Consider the following 14,080-nt stretch of genomic DNA (forward strand, 5'->3'; position numbering starts at 1 on the left):
GTGTTCAGCGCAGGGCGGTGCTCAGTTCAGTCGGCCGTGGCAGTTTTTGTACTTCTTGCCCGAGCCGCAAGGGCAAGGGTCGTTGCGGCCCACACGCGGCACTTCGTCGGCCGGTATGGCCGATGCGCGGCGCTGCGATTCGCTGTCCAGCGTCGTTTCCACCTCACCGGTTTCAGTAGGTGCGGTGTAGGTGACGTTGGTGATGTTCTCGGCCCGGTTTTCCAGTTCCTCGGCGGCCTGCTCGAGCTGTTCACCCGACTGGACCTTGACCGTCATCAACACCTTGGTGACCTCGTTCTTCACGCTGTCGAGCAACTGGCCGAAGAGTTCAAAGGCTTCGCGCTTGTATTCCTGCTTGGGCTGCTTCTGCGCATAGCCGCGCAGGTGAATGCCCTGGCGCAGGTAGTCAAGGGCGCTCAGGTGTTCACGCCAGTGGCTGTCGATGCTTTGCAGCAGGACGATGCGTTCGAACTGCGTGAAGTTTTCTTCGCCGATTTTTTCGACCTTGTCGGCGAATGCGGCGTTGGCCGCGGCAATGACTTTTCCCACGACTTCGTCGTCGGTGATGGCGGTCGCGGCTTCCAGCTCCTGGCGCAGGGGCAACTCGATCTGCCACTCGTCGCGCAGCACGTTCTCGAGCCCGGCGATGTCCCACTGCTCTTCAACGCTTTCAACCGGCACATACTGCCGCGCCAGGTCGGTGAAACAGCCTTCGCGCAGGGAAGCGATCTGCGCCTGCAGGTTGGCCGCATCCATGATGTCGTTGCGCTGCTGGTAAATCACCTTGCGCTGGTCATTGGCCACGTCGTCATATTCCAGCAACTGCTTGCGGATGTCGAAGTTGCGCGCCTCGACCTTGCGCTGGGCCGACTCGATGCTACGGGTCACGATGCCCGCCTCGATCGCCTCGCCGTCGGGCATCTTGAGCCGCTCCATGATGGCCTTGACGCGGTCGCCCGCGAAGATGCGCATCAACGGGTCGTCCAGGCTCAAATAAAAGCGCGATGAACCGGGGTCGCCCTGGCGGCCTGAGCGGCCGCGCAACTGGTTGTCGATACGGCGCGATTCGTGGCGTTCGGTCGCGATGATGCGCAAGCCGCCCAGGGAGGTAACCTGCTCGTGCTCTTCTTTCCAGACCGCGCGCAGACGGGTGATTTCCGCTTCCTGGGCCGCCACATCGAGCGACTCGTCCGTTTCAACCGCTTCAATCAATTTTTCAACATTACCGCCCAGCACGATATCGGTGCCGCGGCCCGCCATGTTGGTGGCAATGGTGATCATTTTCGGCCGCCCGGCCTGGGCAATGATGTCGGCTTCGCGGGCATGCTGCTTGGCGTTGAGCACCTGGTGCGGCAGGTTTTCCTTGATCAGCAACTGGTCGATGATTTCGGAGTTCTCAATCGACGTCGTGCCGACCAGCACGGGCTGGCCGCGCTCATAGCATTCACGGATGTCCTTGATCGCAGCTTCGTACTTCTCGCGGGTAGTCTTGTAGACGCGGTCCAGCTGGTCGTCGCGGCGGCTGACGCGGTTGGGCGGGATGACAGTGGTTTCGAGGCCGTAGATTTCCTGGAATTCGTAGGCTTCGGTGTCGGCCGTTCCGGTCATGCCGGCCAGCTTGCTGTACAGGCGGAAATAGTTCTGGAAGGTGATGGAGGCCAGCGTCTGGTTCTCAGCCTGGATCTGCACGCCTTCCTTGGCTTCGACAGCCTGGTGCAGGCCGTCGCTCCAGCGGCGGCCCGACATCAGGCGGCCGGTGAATTCGTCAACGATCACGACCTCGCCGTCCTGCACCACATAGTGCTGGTCGCGGTGGTAAAGCAGGTTGGCGCGCAGCGCTGCATACAGGTGATGCATCAGCGAAATATTGGCCGGATCGTACAGCGTGGCGCCTTCGGGGATCAGGCCCAGGTTGAACAGCAGGCGCTCGGCGTTCTCATGACCCTGCTCGGTCAGGAAGACCTGGTGGGTTTTCTCGTCGATGGTGTAGTCGCCGGGCTTGGTCACGCCTTCGCCAGTGCGCGGATCGGCTTCGCCTTCCTGGCGCGTCAGCAAGGGCACGACCTTGTTCATCGCCAGGTACATCTCGGTGTGGTCTTCAGCCTGGCCGCTGATGATGAGCGGCGTGCGGGCTTCGTCGATCAGGATCGAATCGACCTCGTCAACGATGGCGTAATTCAGGCCGCGCTGCACGCGGTCTGCCACCTCGTAGACCATGTTGTCGCGCAGGTAGTCAAAGCCGTATTCGTTGTTGGTGCCGTAGGTGATGTCGGAGCCGTAGGCCGCCTGCTTTTCCTCGCGCGACATGTTGGGCAGGTTGATGCCGACGGTGAGGCCCAGGAAGTTGTAGAGCTTGCCCATCCAGCGCGCGTCGCGGCTGGCCAGGTAGTCATTGACTGTCACCACATGCACGCCTTTTCCGGTCAGCGCGTTGAGGTAGACCGGCAGCGTGGCGGTGAGGGTCTTGCCCTCGCCGGTGCGCATTTCGGAAATCTTGCCGTTGTGCAGCGACATGCCGCCCAGCAGTTGCACATCAAAGTGACGCATCTTCATGACGCGTTTGCTGCCCTCCCGGACCACGGCAAAAGCTTCAGGAAGAATGGCATCGAGTTCTTCGCCTGCGGTCACCCGGTCTTTGAATTCCTGGGTTTTGGTGCGCAGCTGGTCGTCGCTCAGCTTCTCATACTCGAGTTCCAGCGCATTGATGCGTTCTACGGTTTTGCGGTAGGTTTTGAGCAGGCGGTCGTTGCGGCTGCCGAAAATTTTGGTCAGGATGTTGGAAGCCATAAATGCGAGGCCGCCTTTGACCGCTCCCGCGAGCTAGGCAATGCGGCCGAAATCCCTTTTTGTGTACGGAACCTAGGTGTGGGCGCCAACAGTTACTTCAACTGGGCCCAAACCCCTGATTTTAACTCTGCCAAGGGAGTCGCATGGCCCGCCGCCGTAAAACCGCAGCGGCAAGCCAAAAGCCGTGCACGTGGCACGGCAGCGGCAAGCGCCTAGTGGGGGCGCGGCAGCTGGGGAGCCGGCACAGCCGGCCGCGGAGAAACCGCTGCCACCGTGGGCCCGGGCAGTTTTTGCCCTGCGGTCAGGAATTTTTGCGGGTCCTGGAAGACGCCCTGGACCAGCACCTCGAAATGCAGGTGCGGACCGGTGGAACGGCCCGTGGTGCCCACTTCTGCAATCTTCTGGCCGCGCTTGATCAGGTCGCCTTTTTTGACCAGCACGCGGGACGCATGGGCGTAGCGTGTGACGAGTTCGTTGCCGTGGTCGATTTCCACCATGTTGCCGTAGGCGGGGTGGTATTCCTGCGTGACGACCACACCGCCTGCGGCGGCAAGAATCGCGGTACCCGGCTCGGACGGGAAATCCAGGCCGGTGTGCAAGGCGGAGCGCCCGTTCATCGGGTCAATGCGCCAGCCGAAAGGTGAGCCCAGATTGCCACCGGCCACCGGTTCCTGGGTGGGAACCATCATTTTCTTGATCTTCTGGTCGAAGAGGCGCGACTCCATCACGGTCATGAGATCCACGCGCTGGTCGGTCAGTTTGTCCAGGTCAGCCAGGGTAGTTTGCAGCTCTTCCATGGTCAGCGAAGGACCCGCCACCAGCACGCCGCCGCGGCCAGGCGTCACCTTGATGTCATTCGGGCTGACCCCTGCCAGGCCCGACACCCGCTCGCCGAGCGCTTCGAGCTGCATCATCTTGGCCTGCATTTCACCGACCCGCCTGGCCATGACATCGAGGTTTTCACGCATAAAGCGGTCACGCTGGTCGAATTCGTCCTTGACCATGAGCTTGACCAGCGAGCCGACGACCGGCCAGCCTTCCCGCGCTCCCTTGAGGAACACCCAGTGATAGAGACCCGCAGCCACGAGCATGAGCGCCAGGGCGGCGACAAAGCCGGCCAGCACCAGTTTGGTACCGCTTAAATAAATGGCCCGGCTTTTCGCCAGCCACGCATCCGTGATAATCAAATGCACTTGTCTACCTCTTTTTTTTCAGCTTGCGCTTGCCAGGCTGCTATCTGCCCATCATGACCACTGACCGGCGCCTTCCCCAGGCGCTTTCCGTTTACCAGGCGGCCGGGAGTTCACCTTCCCTGGCACGGCTGACGGAACTCGTTCAGGAGTCCGGCGAAAGGCTCAAGGCCATTGAATCGCTGCTTCCTGAAGCCCTGCGGCCCGCCGTTCAGGCCGGACCGATTGACGGTGAAACCTGGTGCCTGCTGGTGAATGGCAATGCGGCTGCTGCAAAAATCCGGCAGTTGCTCCCCCTGATCCAGGCGCGCCTTCTCGGCAAAGGTTGGAAGGTTACATCAATTCGGCTCAAGATACTAATAGCCAAAAAGTAGTCGTCCAGACCGGCTCACAGAAGCCTCAATACGTCGTGGCCCGCATGTTGATCACATTGCCTGCTACCAATTTCGTAGCGTATGGTACCCATATGGCATGGGGAAGGCAACAGGAAAGGGAAAATGGTGCCGCTTGTCGGAATCGAACTGACGACCTACCGCTTACAAGGCGGTTGCTCTACCAACTGAGCTAAAGCGGCACAAAGCTATTTTACTTGACCCGTTTCAGTGAAGGCCGTGTGCGCGGCGACTTGGGCGGATCCGGCGGCTCGGAACCGTCATCGGCTTGCGAATCTGCGCTGCTTTCGGGCACCAGCTGCATGATCTTTTCCGGGCCTTCCGCCGGATTGTGCGGATGCGCAGCCGGCGCGGCAGCCACCGGAGGTGCGCCATGAGGGTCTTCGGCGCCCGCCTCAGCGCCGGAAACCGGACCGGCGGAAGCCGCAACCATGGGAAAGGCCATGCCTTGCCCGTTTTCACGGGCATAGATCGCAATCACGTGGCTGATGGGCACCATGATTTCCCGGGCACTGCCGGCAAACCGCGCCTTGAACTCGATGAAATCGTTGCCGAGCTTGAGTGACGAGGTCGCGTCAAAACTGATGTTGAGCACGATCTCGTTGTTCTTGACGTACTCGCGCGGCACCTGCACGGTGTCGTCCACCGACACGGCCACATAAGGCGTGAAGCCGTTGTCAGTGCACCACTCGTACAAAGCCCGTATCAGATACGGTCGCGTTGACGTGGAGTCCAGGGCGTTCATGAATTCAGCCAAGTTAAACCCGAACCATCATATGGGCACCCTCTTCACCGGCCGTGAGAGATCTCTCTTCGCCAGCCAGGGCCGCGGATCCGGCTTCGCCGGGCCGCAGGCGCAGCGCCCCTCTTCTTCTTGCAAGGGGCAGCGCACAGCCGAAGGTACACGCAGTGGCAAGCGTGGGGGCCATTATTTCCGCATGACCTTTTCGGAAGGCGTCAGCGCTTCGATATAGGCGGGGCGCGAAAAGATGCGTTCCGCATACTTGAGCAGCGGTGCGGCATTTTTCGACAGGTCAATGTCGTAGTAGTCCAGGCGCCACAGCAGCGGGGCAATCGCCACGTCCAGCATGGAAAAGTTATCGCCGAGCATGAACTTGTTTTTCAGGAAGATCGGTGCGAGCTGCGTCAGGCGGTCGCGGATATGCGAACGGGCTTTTTCAAGCGCCTTTTCGTTGCCTTTGGAGGCGCGCGATTCCAGCGTGCTGACGTGGACGAACAGTTCTTTTTCGAAGTTCAGCAGGAAGAGGCGAACGCGCGCGCGGTCAACCGGGTCGCCGGGCATGAGTTGCGGGTGCGGAAAGCGCTCGTCGATGTACTCGTTGATGATGTTCGATTCGTACAGGATCAGGTCGCGCTCGACCAGGATAGGTACCTGTCCGTATGGGTTCATCACATTGATGTCTTCCGGCTTGTTGTACAGGTCAACATCGCGAATTTCGAAGTCCATGCCCTTTTCAAACAGCACAAAACGGCAGCGGTGCGAGAAGGGGCAGGTCGTGCCTGAATAAAGGACCATCATGGTGCGGAACTCCTAAATGCAAAGGAGTGGATACATTGAAAGCATCCACTCCAGAAGGTGCCGGGAGCTTAGCCCCGGCGAAAAATTACTTGACGTCTTTCCAGAACGCCGCATTCAGGCGCCAGGCAACAAAGGTCAAGCCGAGAAGGAAAATCAGCACCCAGACGCCGACGCGAATACGGGTGTTCTGGGCCGGCTCGCCCATCCATTGCAGGTAGCCCACGAGGTCGCCCATCGCCTGGTCATACTGCAACTGCGTCATGGTGCCGGGGGTGAGCTGCTTCCAACCCTTAAAAATCTCCACTTTATGGCCGTGCTCTTCCTTGTAGTCGTACTGCGGCTCGCGCGTGCCCTGCAGTTCCCACAACACATGCGGCATGGCCACACTCGGGAAAGCGCGGTTGTTCCAGCCCGTGGCTTTGGTGTTGTCGGGGTAGTAGCTGCGCAGGTAAGTGTAAAGATAGTCGGCACCCGTGCCGCCGGCACCCGATCGCGAACGTGCAATCACGGTCAGGTCGGGCGGATTGCCGCCGAACCAGTCCTTCGCCTGCTTGGGATCAATCGCAGCCTTCATGGTGTCGCCGACCTTTTCGGTCGTGAACAGCAGGTTGTCCTTGATTTGTTGCTCGGTCAGGCCGATGTCTTTCAGGCGGTTGAAGCGCATGAAAGCAGCGGAGTGGCAGTTCAGGCAGTAATTGACGAACAGCTTGGCACCGTTTTGCAGCGAGCCCAGGTCATTCGTGTTGTTCGGTGCCTTGTCCCAGGCAATACCGCCTTCGGAAGCGTGTGCACCGGCAACCAGGCCGAGGGCCGCGATCAGGGAAAAAATCAGTTTTTTCATTGTTGTTATCTCCTGCTTAGTGACCGTGGAAAATAATACGGTCAGGCGGCGTTTTAGGCGTACCCAGGCGGCTCCACCACGGCATCAAAAGGAAGAAACCAAAATAGAACAGGGTGCCGAGCTGGGACACGCGCTCACCGATGGCCGATGGCGGTTGAACACCCAGGTAACCGAGTACCAGGAAATTCACGACAAAAATGCCGTAGAGGTATTTGTGCCAGTCAGGGCGGTAGCGGATGGACTTGACCGGGCTGTGGTCCAGCCATGGCAGGAAGAACAGGATGATGACCGCACCACCCATCACGACCACGCCCCAGAACTTGGCGTCGATACCCTTGATCATCATGCCCCAGAGCTCGCCCAGGAAAGGCACGCCGGCCAGCGGTTTGGCCAGCGCATCCAGGCCTTGCGCGATGCCTGCGCCGGCGGAAGGAATGACCAGGCCGATCCAGTTGGCGATGGAAGGCAGCAAGCCCAGCAGCAAGGCCGCGCCGACGGCAATCACCAGCACGGCTGGCTTGAAGATGCCGGAGAGTTTGCGGGCGGCAAGCACTGCGGCGACGATCGCGATGATGCCCAGTGCACCGGCCATTTCACCGGTGATGGCGCGCAGCATCGAGTAGTAAGGCGTGAAGTACCAGACCGGTGCGATGTGCGCAGGCGTCTTCAGCGGGTCGGCCGGGATGAAGTTGTTGTACTCCAGGAAGTAGCCGCCGAACTCGGGCGCGAAAAAGATGATCGCCGTGAAGATCATCAGGAAGACGCTCACACCGAAGATGTCGTGCACCGTGTAGTAAGGGTGGAAGGGTATGCCGTCCAGCGGGTGGCCTGCGGCGTCCTTCGGCGCATTCGGGCCCTTGATTTCAACGCCGTCGGGATTGTTGGAGCCGACTTCATGCAGCGCGATGATGTGCGCGGCCACCAGGCCCAGCAGCACCAGCGGCACGGCAATGACGTGGAAAGCAAAGAAGCGGTTCAGCGTCGCGTCACCGACCACATAGTCGCCGCGGATCAGCAGCGCGAGGTCAGGGCCGATGAAAGGGATGGCGGCAAACAGGTTGACGATCACCTGGGCGCCCCAGTAGCTCATCTGGCCCCATGGCAGCAGGTAGCCCATGAAGGCCTCGGCCATCAGGCACAGGAAAATCGCGCAGCCGAAGATCCAGACCAGCTCGCGCGGCTTGCGGTAGCTGCCGTAGAGCAGGCCGCGGAACATGTGCAGGTAAACCACCACGAAGAAAGCGGAAGCGCCGGTGGAGTGCATGTAGCGGATCAGCCAGCCCCAGGGGACGTCGCGCATGATGTATTCGACAGAGCCGAAAGCCAGTGCGGCGTCGGGCTTGTAATTCATCGTGAGGAAGATGCCGGTGACGATCTGGATGACCAGCACCAGCATGGCCAGCGAGCCGAAGATGTACCAGAAGTTGAAGTTCTTCGGTGCGTAGTACTCGCTCATGTGCTCTTTGTAGAGCTTGCTGGCGGGAAACCGGTTGTCGACCCAGTTCATCGCCTTGACGGCGAGCGGGGCATCGGGGGAAATTTCTTTGAATTCAGCCATAACTGATCCTGGTTCGGTGGGATTCTTTGGCAAGCACCTGGTACGCGGCAGAAAGGTCGGCGGGTATCAGGTGCTGGCTATAGGGTCTTGTGAAGGAGCTTGGTTAACGCGGGTTAAGGCAAGCGCCTCAGGCCTTCTTGTCTTCACCAATCAGCAGACGGGTGTCCGAAAGGTACATGTGCGGCGGCACTTCCAGGTTGTCCGGCGCGGGCTTGTTCTTGTACACACGGCCGGCCATGTCGAAGGTCGAGCCATGGCAGGGGCACAGGAAGCCGCCGGCCCAGTCGTTGGGCAGCGAAGGCTGTGCGCCGGGCTGGAACTTGTCAGAGGGCGAGCAGCCCAGGTGCGAGCAAATGCCCACCACCACCAGCGTTTCGGGCTTGATGGAGCGGTTTTCGTTGCGGGCGTATTCGGGGGTCAGTTCGTCGGGCTTGCGCTCGGATTTGGGGTCGGCCAGGAGGGCATCGACCTTGGGCAGCTCGGCGAGCTGCTCGGGCGTGCGTTTGATGATCCAGACGGGCTTGCCGCGCCATTCCACCGTGATCTTTTCGCCGGGTTTCACGCCGGAGATATCGACCTCGACGGCCGCACCGGCAGCCTTGGCTTTTTCGGAGGGCTGGAAAGTGCTGACAAAGGGGATTGCGGTGGCTGCAACGCCTGCGCCGCCTACAGCGCAGGTGGCCACGAGCCAGTTTCTTTTATCTTTATCGACGGGGGCGCCGTGGGGCACACCGTTCGCGCTTGCTTCGCTTGCTTGGGTCATGAGAGTCCTTCAAGAACTGGCTTGAAATAGGCTTGGTGGGAGGCTTAGTGGGGTCAACCCGCAATTGTAGCGGAGCGCGATGTCGTTTTTCAAGGCGGAGGGCCCGGCCCGGGCGGCGGCAGCCCGCATGGCTGGGCCGGAAGTGCCCGTTTTTAAGGCAGCCGGCCGCCTTCGCATATTTTGTTGCAAGCCGCGCCTTTCGCACCGCCCGAAAACACGGCCAGCCTTCATAATCATTTTTTGCAGAACGCCGGTACGGCCGGCAACCGCTACCAATAACAGGAGAGACTCATGGGAATGATGCAGGAATTCAAGGAATTTGCCGTCAAGGGCAATGTGATCGATCTGGCCGTAGGCGTGATCATTGGCGCCGCTTTCGGCAAGATCGTCGACGCCGTGGTGAGCGACCTGATCATGCCGCTGGTGGGCCTGGTCTTCGGCAAGCTGGACTTTTCCAGCATGTACGTATTGCTGGGCACTGTGCCGCCGGGCACCGACATGTCGCTTGAAGCCCTCAAAAAGGCTGGGGTCCCGGTCTTTGCCTATGGCCACTTCCTGACGGTGAGCGTCAACTTCGTCATCCTGGCTTTCATCATTTTCCTGATGGTCAAGCAGATCAACCGGCTCAAACGTCACCACGAAGCCGCACCACCGCCCGCCGCGCCGCCTGAAGACATCGTGCTGCTGCGCGAAATCCGCGACAGTCTAAAAAAGTAACCCCCCTGTTGCCCGCTCACTTCGTGTAGCGGGCCTCTCCCCTACAGGGGACGGCGCCTTGCGGCTGGCAAAGCCAGACCGCGGCCCCCGCTTGCGAAGGCATGGCTATGCTATTGATTTAATAGCTGCTTGCGCAGGCTCCTATTGGGCCAGGGCCCGATTTCGCTTGAATTTTCAGCCGGCAACAAGCTGGCGCGCCATGCGAACAGCCGCCAGCAAGCTGGATGCGTCCGCGCGCCCCGTGCCGGCGATGTCAAACGCCGTGCCGTGGTCGGGGCTCGTGCGCACCAGCGGCAGCCCCAGCGTCACGTTAACGCCCTGCTCCACGCCCAGGTATTTGACCGGGATCAACCCCTGGTCGTGGTACATCGCCACCACCACGTCAAACTCGCCGGGTTTGCCGACAGCATGGCGTGCACGCATGAACACCGTGTCGGGTGCGAAGGGACCGCTCACATCCAGCCCTTGCGCGCGGGCGGCAGCGATGGCCGGCGCGATGATGGCCTGCTCTTCGCTGCCGAACAGTCCGCCTTCACCGGCGTGCGGATTCAGCCCCGCCACCGCGATGCGCGGTGCCCGGCCCAGGCTGGCAGCCACCGCGCTGTGCGTGATGCGCAAGGTCTGCAACACGTTGTCAAAGGTGACGGCCTCAATGGCGCGCCGCAGTGACATGTGAATGCTTACCAACACGGTCTTGAGTTCATCGTTGGCCAGCATCATGCGCACCGGCACGTCCGCCGCCGATTTACCCAGAAAAGCGGCCGCCTCGGCCTGAAGCATTTCGGTGTGGCCCGGAAAAGCGGCCACCCAGCCACCGGCCGCCGCCAGTGCCTCCTTGTGGATGGGCGCCGTCACCATGGCGCATGCCTCGCCACCCAGCACGCTGCGCGCCGCCCAGACGATGCAGTCAGCCGCAGCCTGGCCCGCCCGCGCATTGACCTGGCCGTAAGGCACGGTCTCCAACTCGCATTTTTGCAACACCCCGATGCAATGGGGCGGCACCCCCGCCGCATCGGCCAGGGCGTCCAGCCGGGCCACCGGCAGCGCCAGCGGGGACGCTGTCAGCGCGGCAGCGCGGCGCATCGTGGCGACATCGCCTACCACGGCGCAGCCCGCCATTTCAACGGGCGCGTCGCGAAAAGCCCTGGCGATGATCTCCGGGCCGATGCCGGCGGCGTCACCCATGGTGATGAGCAGCGGCTTGTTCACAAGCCGGGCGCCGCCGCGGTGAATTGCGGCGACAGGGTGCATTTGGTTACAGGAAACCCCATAATCACAAAGAAACAGGTCAACACACCGGCTGCACAGCGCAGCGCCGGATCAATGAATTCAGGGGGGTCGGTCAGATGCATGCTGGGGGTATTTTGGCGCAAACCACATCGCAGCGGCAGCTCGCCGGCGCACAGGACATCAGCCTGCCATGAATGCTGCCATGCCCGTCCTGATGTCCGACGGTGAAATGATGCTGTGGAGTGCTGCGGCCGGCGCACTTGGCCTGGTGCTGCTGCTGGCCCTGGCCGATGCCCTTTACAGCCGCACCCGCGCTGCCTGGCAGACCCTGGCTTACCTCGCGCTTTGCTGGCTGGTGGTGATGCTGCTGAGCGGCCTGCCCATGGAGCTCTGGCCGGACGGCAAGGAGTCGCTGGGCATTGCGCAACTGCTTGTCGGGCCGGCTTGCGCGTCGATGGGCAGCTTCGGCGCCAGCAAATGGCTGTCGGCCCACCAGCGCGACCACCTGATGAAGGTCAGCCTGCTAACCATCACGCTGGTCTGCATCGCCGGCGGGCCGCTCTGCCTGCTGCTGGAGCCGCAGTGGGCCCTGCCCGCCTCGGCAACACTCGCCGTCGTCAATCTTTCCGTAGTGCTGTGGCTGTCGGTTCGCGCCACGCAACTCGGTGACCGGCTGGCCTGGGGCCTGGCGCTGGGCTGCCTGCTGACGCTGCCCGCGCAGATCGGCCTGTACGGCCTGGCGCTGAGCCCCACCCGGTTTTCACTGCCGCTGCAGGCCGGCGTGGCTATGGCAGCCTTGCTCAGTGTGGTCATCACGGCCGCCATGCTGTGGCTGCGCAACCGGCAGACCCGGCAGTTGAAGCACGGCGAAGCGTCGGGGCATGACCCGATCACCCAGCTCTATGACGGCGTGGCGATGGTGCAGAAAATCATCCGTGCGCAGCGCCGGCGTCTGCGCACGCGGCGCGACGGCGCGCTGATGGCCGTGCTGCTGTTCGAGCCCGAAGGCCTGCTGCCCCAGATTGGCCAGGCCGGCCTGAACGAAATCTACATCCAGATGGCGCGCCGCATTCAGCGCCACACCGGCGCCGTCAACCCGGCCGGCCGCTACTATGACCGCTGCTTTGTCGTGCTGCTGGAAACCATGCATTCGCCGCGCTGGATACGCACACTGGGCCTGCGCGTGGCCTCCGACCTGCGCCGGCCGATGGACGTGACGGCCCTGGGCGGGGGGCGCGCCCGGATCAAGCCGGACATTGCCGTCGGCATCGTTCATCTGTCGGTCGCCGGCAAGGACGTCGCCCAGCTGCTGCACGAAGCGCAGTCTGTGGCGCAGGCTGCCCGCGCCATGCGCTCCCGCGCCGCCCTGCTGGACCCGGAAACCCGCACCGCCGTGCCGGTGGAGCATGCCGAGCTGGGCTCCAGCTGGCATGCGCTGCGAAACGCCGCGCCGCAAACCCCGCTGCGGGCCAAACCCGCCGGCCCTAACGCCAGCCCCAACGCCAGCCGAACCGGGCGGCAGCGCCACAAGCCGGCCTGATCCCCGCAAGAAACGCTTCAGGCCGGGTTGTCGATGTCGATGAACTGGTGGGCCAGGCCGAGCTGCGTGGCAACCTGCGCCGCCACGGCCGGCGCGCCGTAGCGCTCGGAGGCGTGGTGCCCGCAGGCAATAAAGACCACGCCCATCTCGCGCGCGTAGTGCGCCTGGGGTTCGGAAATCTCGCCGGTGATGAAGGCGTCGGCGCCTGCGGCAATCGCCGCCTCAAAATACCCCTGCGCGCCGCCTGTGCACCATGCTATGTTTTTGATAGCTGCTTGCGTTGGTCCTGCTTTGGTTACAGCCCGATCAAGCACTTTTTCCACATGTGTTGCCAGTGCGCCGGCATCTGAAAACTGCCCTCCGTCGACACGCCCACCGATAAAACCCAGGTCCTGTTCGCCGAATCGCCCCGTCGCCGTGAGGCCCAGTTGCAAGCCCAGCTGGGCGTTGTTGCCGAGCTCGGGATGCGCGTCCAGTGGCAGGTGGTAGGCATAGAGGTTGATGTCGTGCGCCAGCAACAACGCCAGGCGCTGCTTCATCCAGCCCGTGACGCGGCCGTCCTGGCCGCGCCAGAACAAGCCGTGGTGCACAAAGACGGCGTCGGCCTGCGCCGCAATCGCCGCTTCGATCAGCGCCAGGCTGGCGGTAACGCCGGAAACGATCTTGCCGACCGACGGTTTGCCTTCGACCTGCAGGCCGTTGGGGCCGTAGTCCTTGAAACGCGCGGGCTGCAAAAGCGTGTCAAAGGCCTGCAGCAAGTCCTGTCGTGTGGTGCTCATGGCCCCATTGTCTCAGGGCGCTGCCTCAGGACGATCAGCTTTTCTCGAGGCCCAGCAAGGCGTCCTTGAGCATGAAGTCGGCCGGAACGGACCCCAGCCAGATGCCCAGCACCATGCGAAAGAACTCCGCATCACCGACCGCTGCGCCCTGCGGCTGCTCGGCGATGAAAAAGCTGGTGCCCTTGCCCGGCATGAACTCCATCGCGAACGAATCGCCGGGCATCAGCTTGCTGCGGCCCGAGAAGATATCGATCAAACGGTTGCTCGACACCGAGTGGCGGCTGACAGCGTCGCGGCTTGAATTGTCGGCCATGCCTCGCAGGAAGAGCCGGCCCAGGTCGGTGCCGGAGACTTCGCGCAGCGCCACAAAAGCCAGGCGGATGGGCGTGCCCAGCTTCATCGCCTCGTCGGCCGACGAGACCTTGCGGCTCGTGTACAGGGCCATGTCATAGACCTTGAAAATGGCCTTGAAGCGGGTGCCGGCGCCATTGAGCTGCAGTGTGGTGCCCTGCGCCACCACACTGGCCGGAAATTTCGTCGCCGTGGGTGCGGCCAGAACCGGCAATGCCAGTCCCGCCGAACCCGCTGTCAATGCGGCCGCGCCACGCGCGAGCCAGGTCCGCCTTGAACACTGATGCATGTTGTCACCTCCGTTATGGTTGTTGACCGCGGGCAGCGGTTCAGGCTGCCCGCGGCTGCGGCCTTGCGGCAGCCGGGAACATGGTACCGGAGCCAGCCGGCGT

14 protein-coding genes and 1 tRNA gene are annotated in these 14,080 nt (G+C 62.2%); 3 read left to right on the top strand and 12 right to left on the bottom strand.

What is annotated here, in order from left to right; all coding sequences use genetic code 11:
* Nucleotides 1–21 precede the first annotated feature (21 nt).
* Nucleotides 22–2,787 carry a preprotein translocase subunit SecA gene (secA, locus tag AC1DWQ_RS12025; RefSeq protein WP_477669845.1) on the bottom strand — a complete coding sequence of 922 codons (2,766 nt, stop codon included), beginning with the start codon at nucleotides 2,785–2,787 and terminating at the stop codon, nucleotides 22–24.
* 212 nt (nucleotides 2,788–2,999) lie between these two features.
* Nucleotides 3,000–3,980 carry a M23 family metallopeptidase gene (locus tag AC1DWQ_RS12030; protein WP_477669846.1) on the bottom strand — a complete coding sequence of 327 codons (981 nt, stop codon included), beginning with the start codon at nucleotides 3,978–3,980 and terminating at the stop codon, nucleotides 3,000–3,002.
* Between the two features lie 53 nt (nucleotides 3,981–4,033).
* On the opposite strand from AC1DWQ_RS12030, the gene AC1DWQ_RS12035 reads away from it, so the two are divergent.
* Nucleotides 4,034–4,351 carry a hypothetical protein gene (locus AC1DWQ_RS12035; RefSeq protein WP_477669847.1) on the top strand — a complete coding sequence of 106 codons (318 nt, stop codon included), beginning with the start codon at nucleotides 4,034–4,036 and terminating at the stop codon, nucleotides 4,349–4,351.
* 124 nt (nucleotides 4,352–4,475) lie between these two features.
* On the opposite strand, the gene AC1DWQ_RS12040 is transcribed toward AC1DWQ_RS12035, so the two are convergent.
* The 6 genes from AC1DWQ_RS12040 to petA all read right to left on the bottom strand — a co-directional run bounded on the left by AC1DWQ_RS12040 (nucleotide 4,476) and on the right by petA (nucleotide 9,071).
* Nucleotides 4,476–4,551 (bottom strand) — tRNA-Thr (locus AC1DWQ_RS12040).
* An 11-nt stretch (nucleotides 4,552–4,562) separates the two neighbouring features.
* Nucleotides 4,563–5,114: a ClpXP protease specificity-enhancing factor gene (locus AC1DWQ_RS12045; protein ID WP_477669848.1), complete on the bottom strand. Its 552-nt coding sequence runs from the start codon at nucleotides 5,112–5,114 to the stop codon at nucleotides 4,563–4,565.
* Nucleotides 5,115–5,297: 183 nt separating this feature from the next.
* Nucleotides 5,298–5,909, bottom strand: a complete 612-nt coding sequence (locus AC1DWQ_RS12050) for a glutathione S-transferase N-terminal domain-containing protein (protein WP_007868077.1) — start codon at nucleotides 5,907–5,909, stop codon at nucleotides 5,298–5,300.
* An 85-nt stretch (nucleotides 5,910–5,994) separates the two neighbouring features.
* Complete coding sequence (locus AC1DWQ_RS12055) at nucleotides 5,995–6,750, bottom strand: cytochrome c1 (RefSeq protein ID WP_477669849.1); 756 nt, start codon at nucleotides 6,748–6,750, stop codon at nucleotides 5,995–5,997.
* A 16-nt stretch (nucleotides 6,751–6,766) separates the two neighbouring features.
* Entirely contained in the window at nucleotides 6,767–8,308 is a 1,542-nt protein-coding gene (locus AC1DWQ_RS12060; RefSeq protein ID WP_477669850.1) for a cytochrome b, read from the bottom strand.
* A gap of 127 nt (nucleotides 8,309–8,435) precedes the next feature.
* Nucleotides 8,436–9,071 (bottom strand): ubiquinol-cytochrome c reductase iron-sulfur subunit, encoded by a 636-nt coding sequence (gene petA, locus AC1DWQ_RS12065; RefSeq protein ID WP_457279695.1) that lies wholly within the window; start codon nucleotides 9,069–9,071, stop codon nucleotides 8,436–8,438.
* A gap of 291 nt (nucleotides 9,072–9,362) precedes the next feature.
* Between petA and mscL the strand changes: the two genes are divergently transcribed.
* Complete coding sequence (gene mscL, locus AC1DWQ_RS12070) at nucleotides 9,363–9,788, top strand: large conductance mechanosensitive channel protein MscL (protein ID WP_457279696.1); 426 nt, start codon at nucleotides 9,363–9,365, stop codon at nucleotides 9,786–9,788.
* A gap of 174 nt (nucleotides 9,789–9,962) precedes the next feature.
* Here the strand turns inward: mscL and pdxA are convergent, their stop codons facing one another.
* Both pdxA and AC1DWQ_RS12080 read right to left on the bottom strand, forming a co-directional pair.
* On the bottom strand, nucleotides 9,963–10,997 hold the full coding sequence (gene pdxA, locus AC1DWQ_RS12075) for a 4-hydroxythreonine-4-phosphate dehydrogenase PdxA (protein ID WP_477669851.1): 1,035 nt from the start codon (nucleotides 10,995–10,997) through the stop codon (nucleotides 9,963–9,965).
* Nucleotides 10,994–11,140 carry a hypothetical protein gene (locus tag AC1DWQ_RS12080; RefSeq protein ID WP_477669852.1) on the bottom strand — a complete coding sequence of 49 codons (147 nt, stop codon included), beginning with the start codon at nucleotides 11,138–11,140 and terminating at the stop codon, nucleotides 10,994–10,996. The genes pdxA and AC1DWQ_RS12080 overlap by 4 nt, the downstream gene beginning before the upstream one ends.
* A gap of 80 nt (nucleotides 11,141–11,220) precedes the next feature.
* Here AC1DWQ_RS12080 and AC1DWQ_RS12085 point away from each other — a divergent pair, with 80 nt between their 5' ends.
* The gene (locus AC1DWQ_RS12085) at nucleotides 11,221–12,558 is read left to right on the top strand and encodes a hypothetical protein (RefSeq protein ID WP_477669853.1); all 1,338 of its coding nucleotides are present in this window, start codon (nucleotides 11,221–11,223) and stop codon (nucleotides 12,556–12,558) included.
* A gap of 17 nt (nucleotides 12,559–12,575) precedes the next feature.
* On the opposite strand, the gene AC1DWQ_RS12090 is transcribed toward AC1DWQ_RS12085, so the two are convergent.
* Together AC1DWQ_RS12090 and AC1DWQ_RS12095 are read right to left on the bottom strand one after the other, a co-directional pair.
* Nucleotides 12,576–13,337 carry a Nif3-like dinuclear metal center hexameric protein gene (locus tag AC1DWQ_RS12090; RefSeq protein ID WP_477669854.1) on the bottom strand — a complete coding sequence of 254 codons (762 nt, stop codon included), beginning with the start codon at nucleotides 13,335–13,337 and terminating at the stop codon, nucleotides 12,576–12,578.
* Nucleotides 13,338–13,371: 34 nt separating this feature from the next.
* Nucleotides 13,372–13,977 (bottom strand): chalcone isomerase family protein, encoded by a 606-nt coding sequence (locus tag AC1DWQ_RS12095; RefSeq protein ID WP_477669855.1) that lies wholly within the window; start codon nucleotides 13,975–13,977, stop codon nucleotides 13,372–13,374.
* Between the last annotated feature and the right edge of the window lie 103 nt (nucleotides 13,978–14,080).

Source organism: Polaromonas sp. P2_G11 (genome assembly GCF_056403595.1).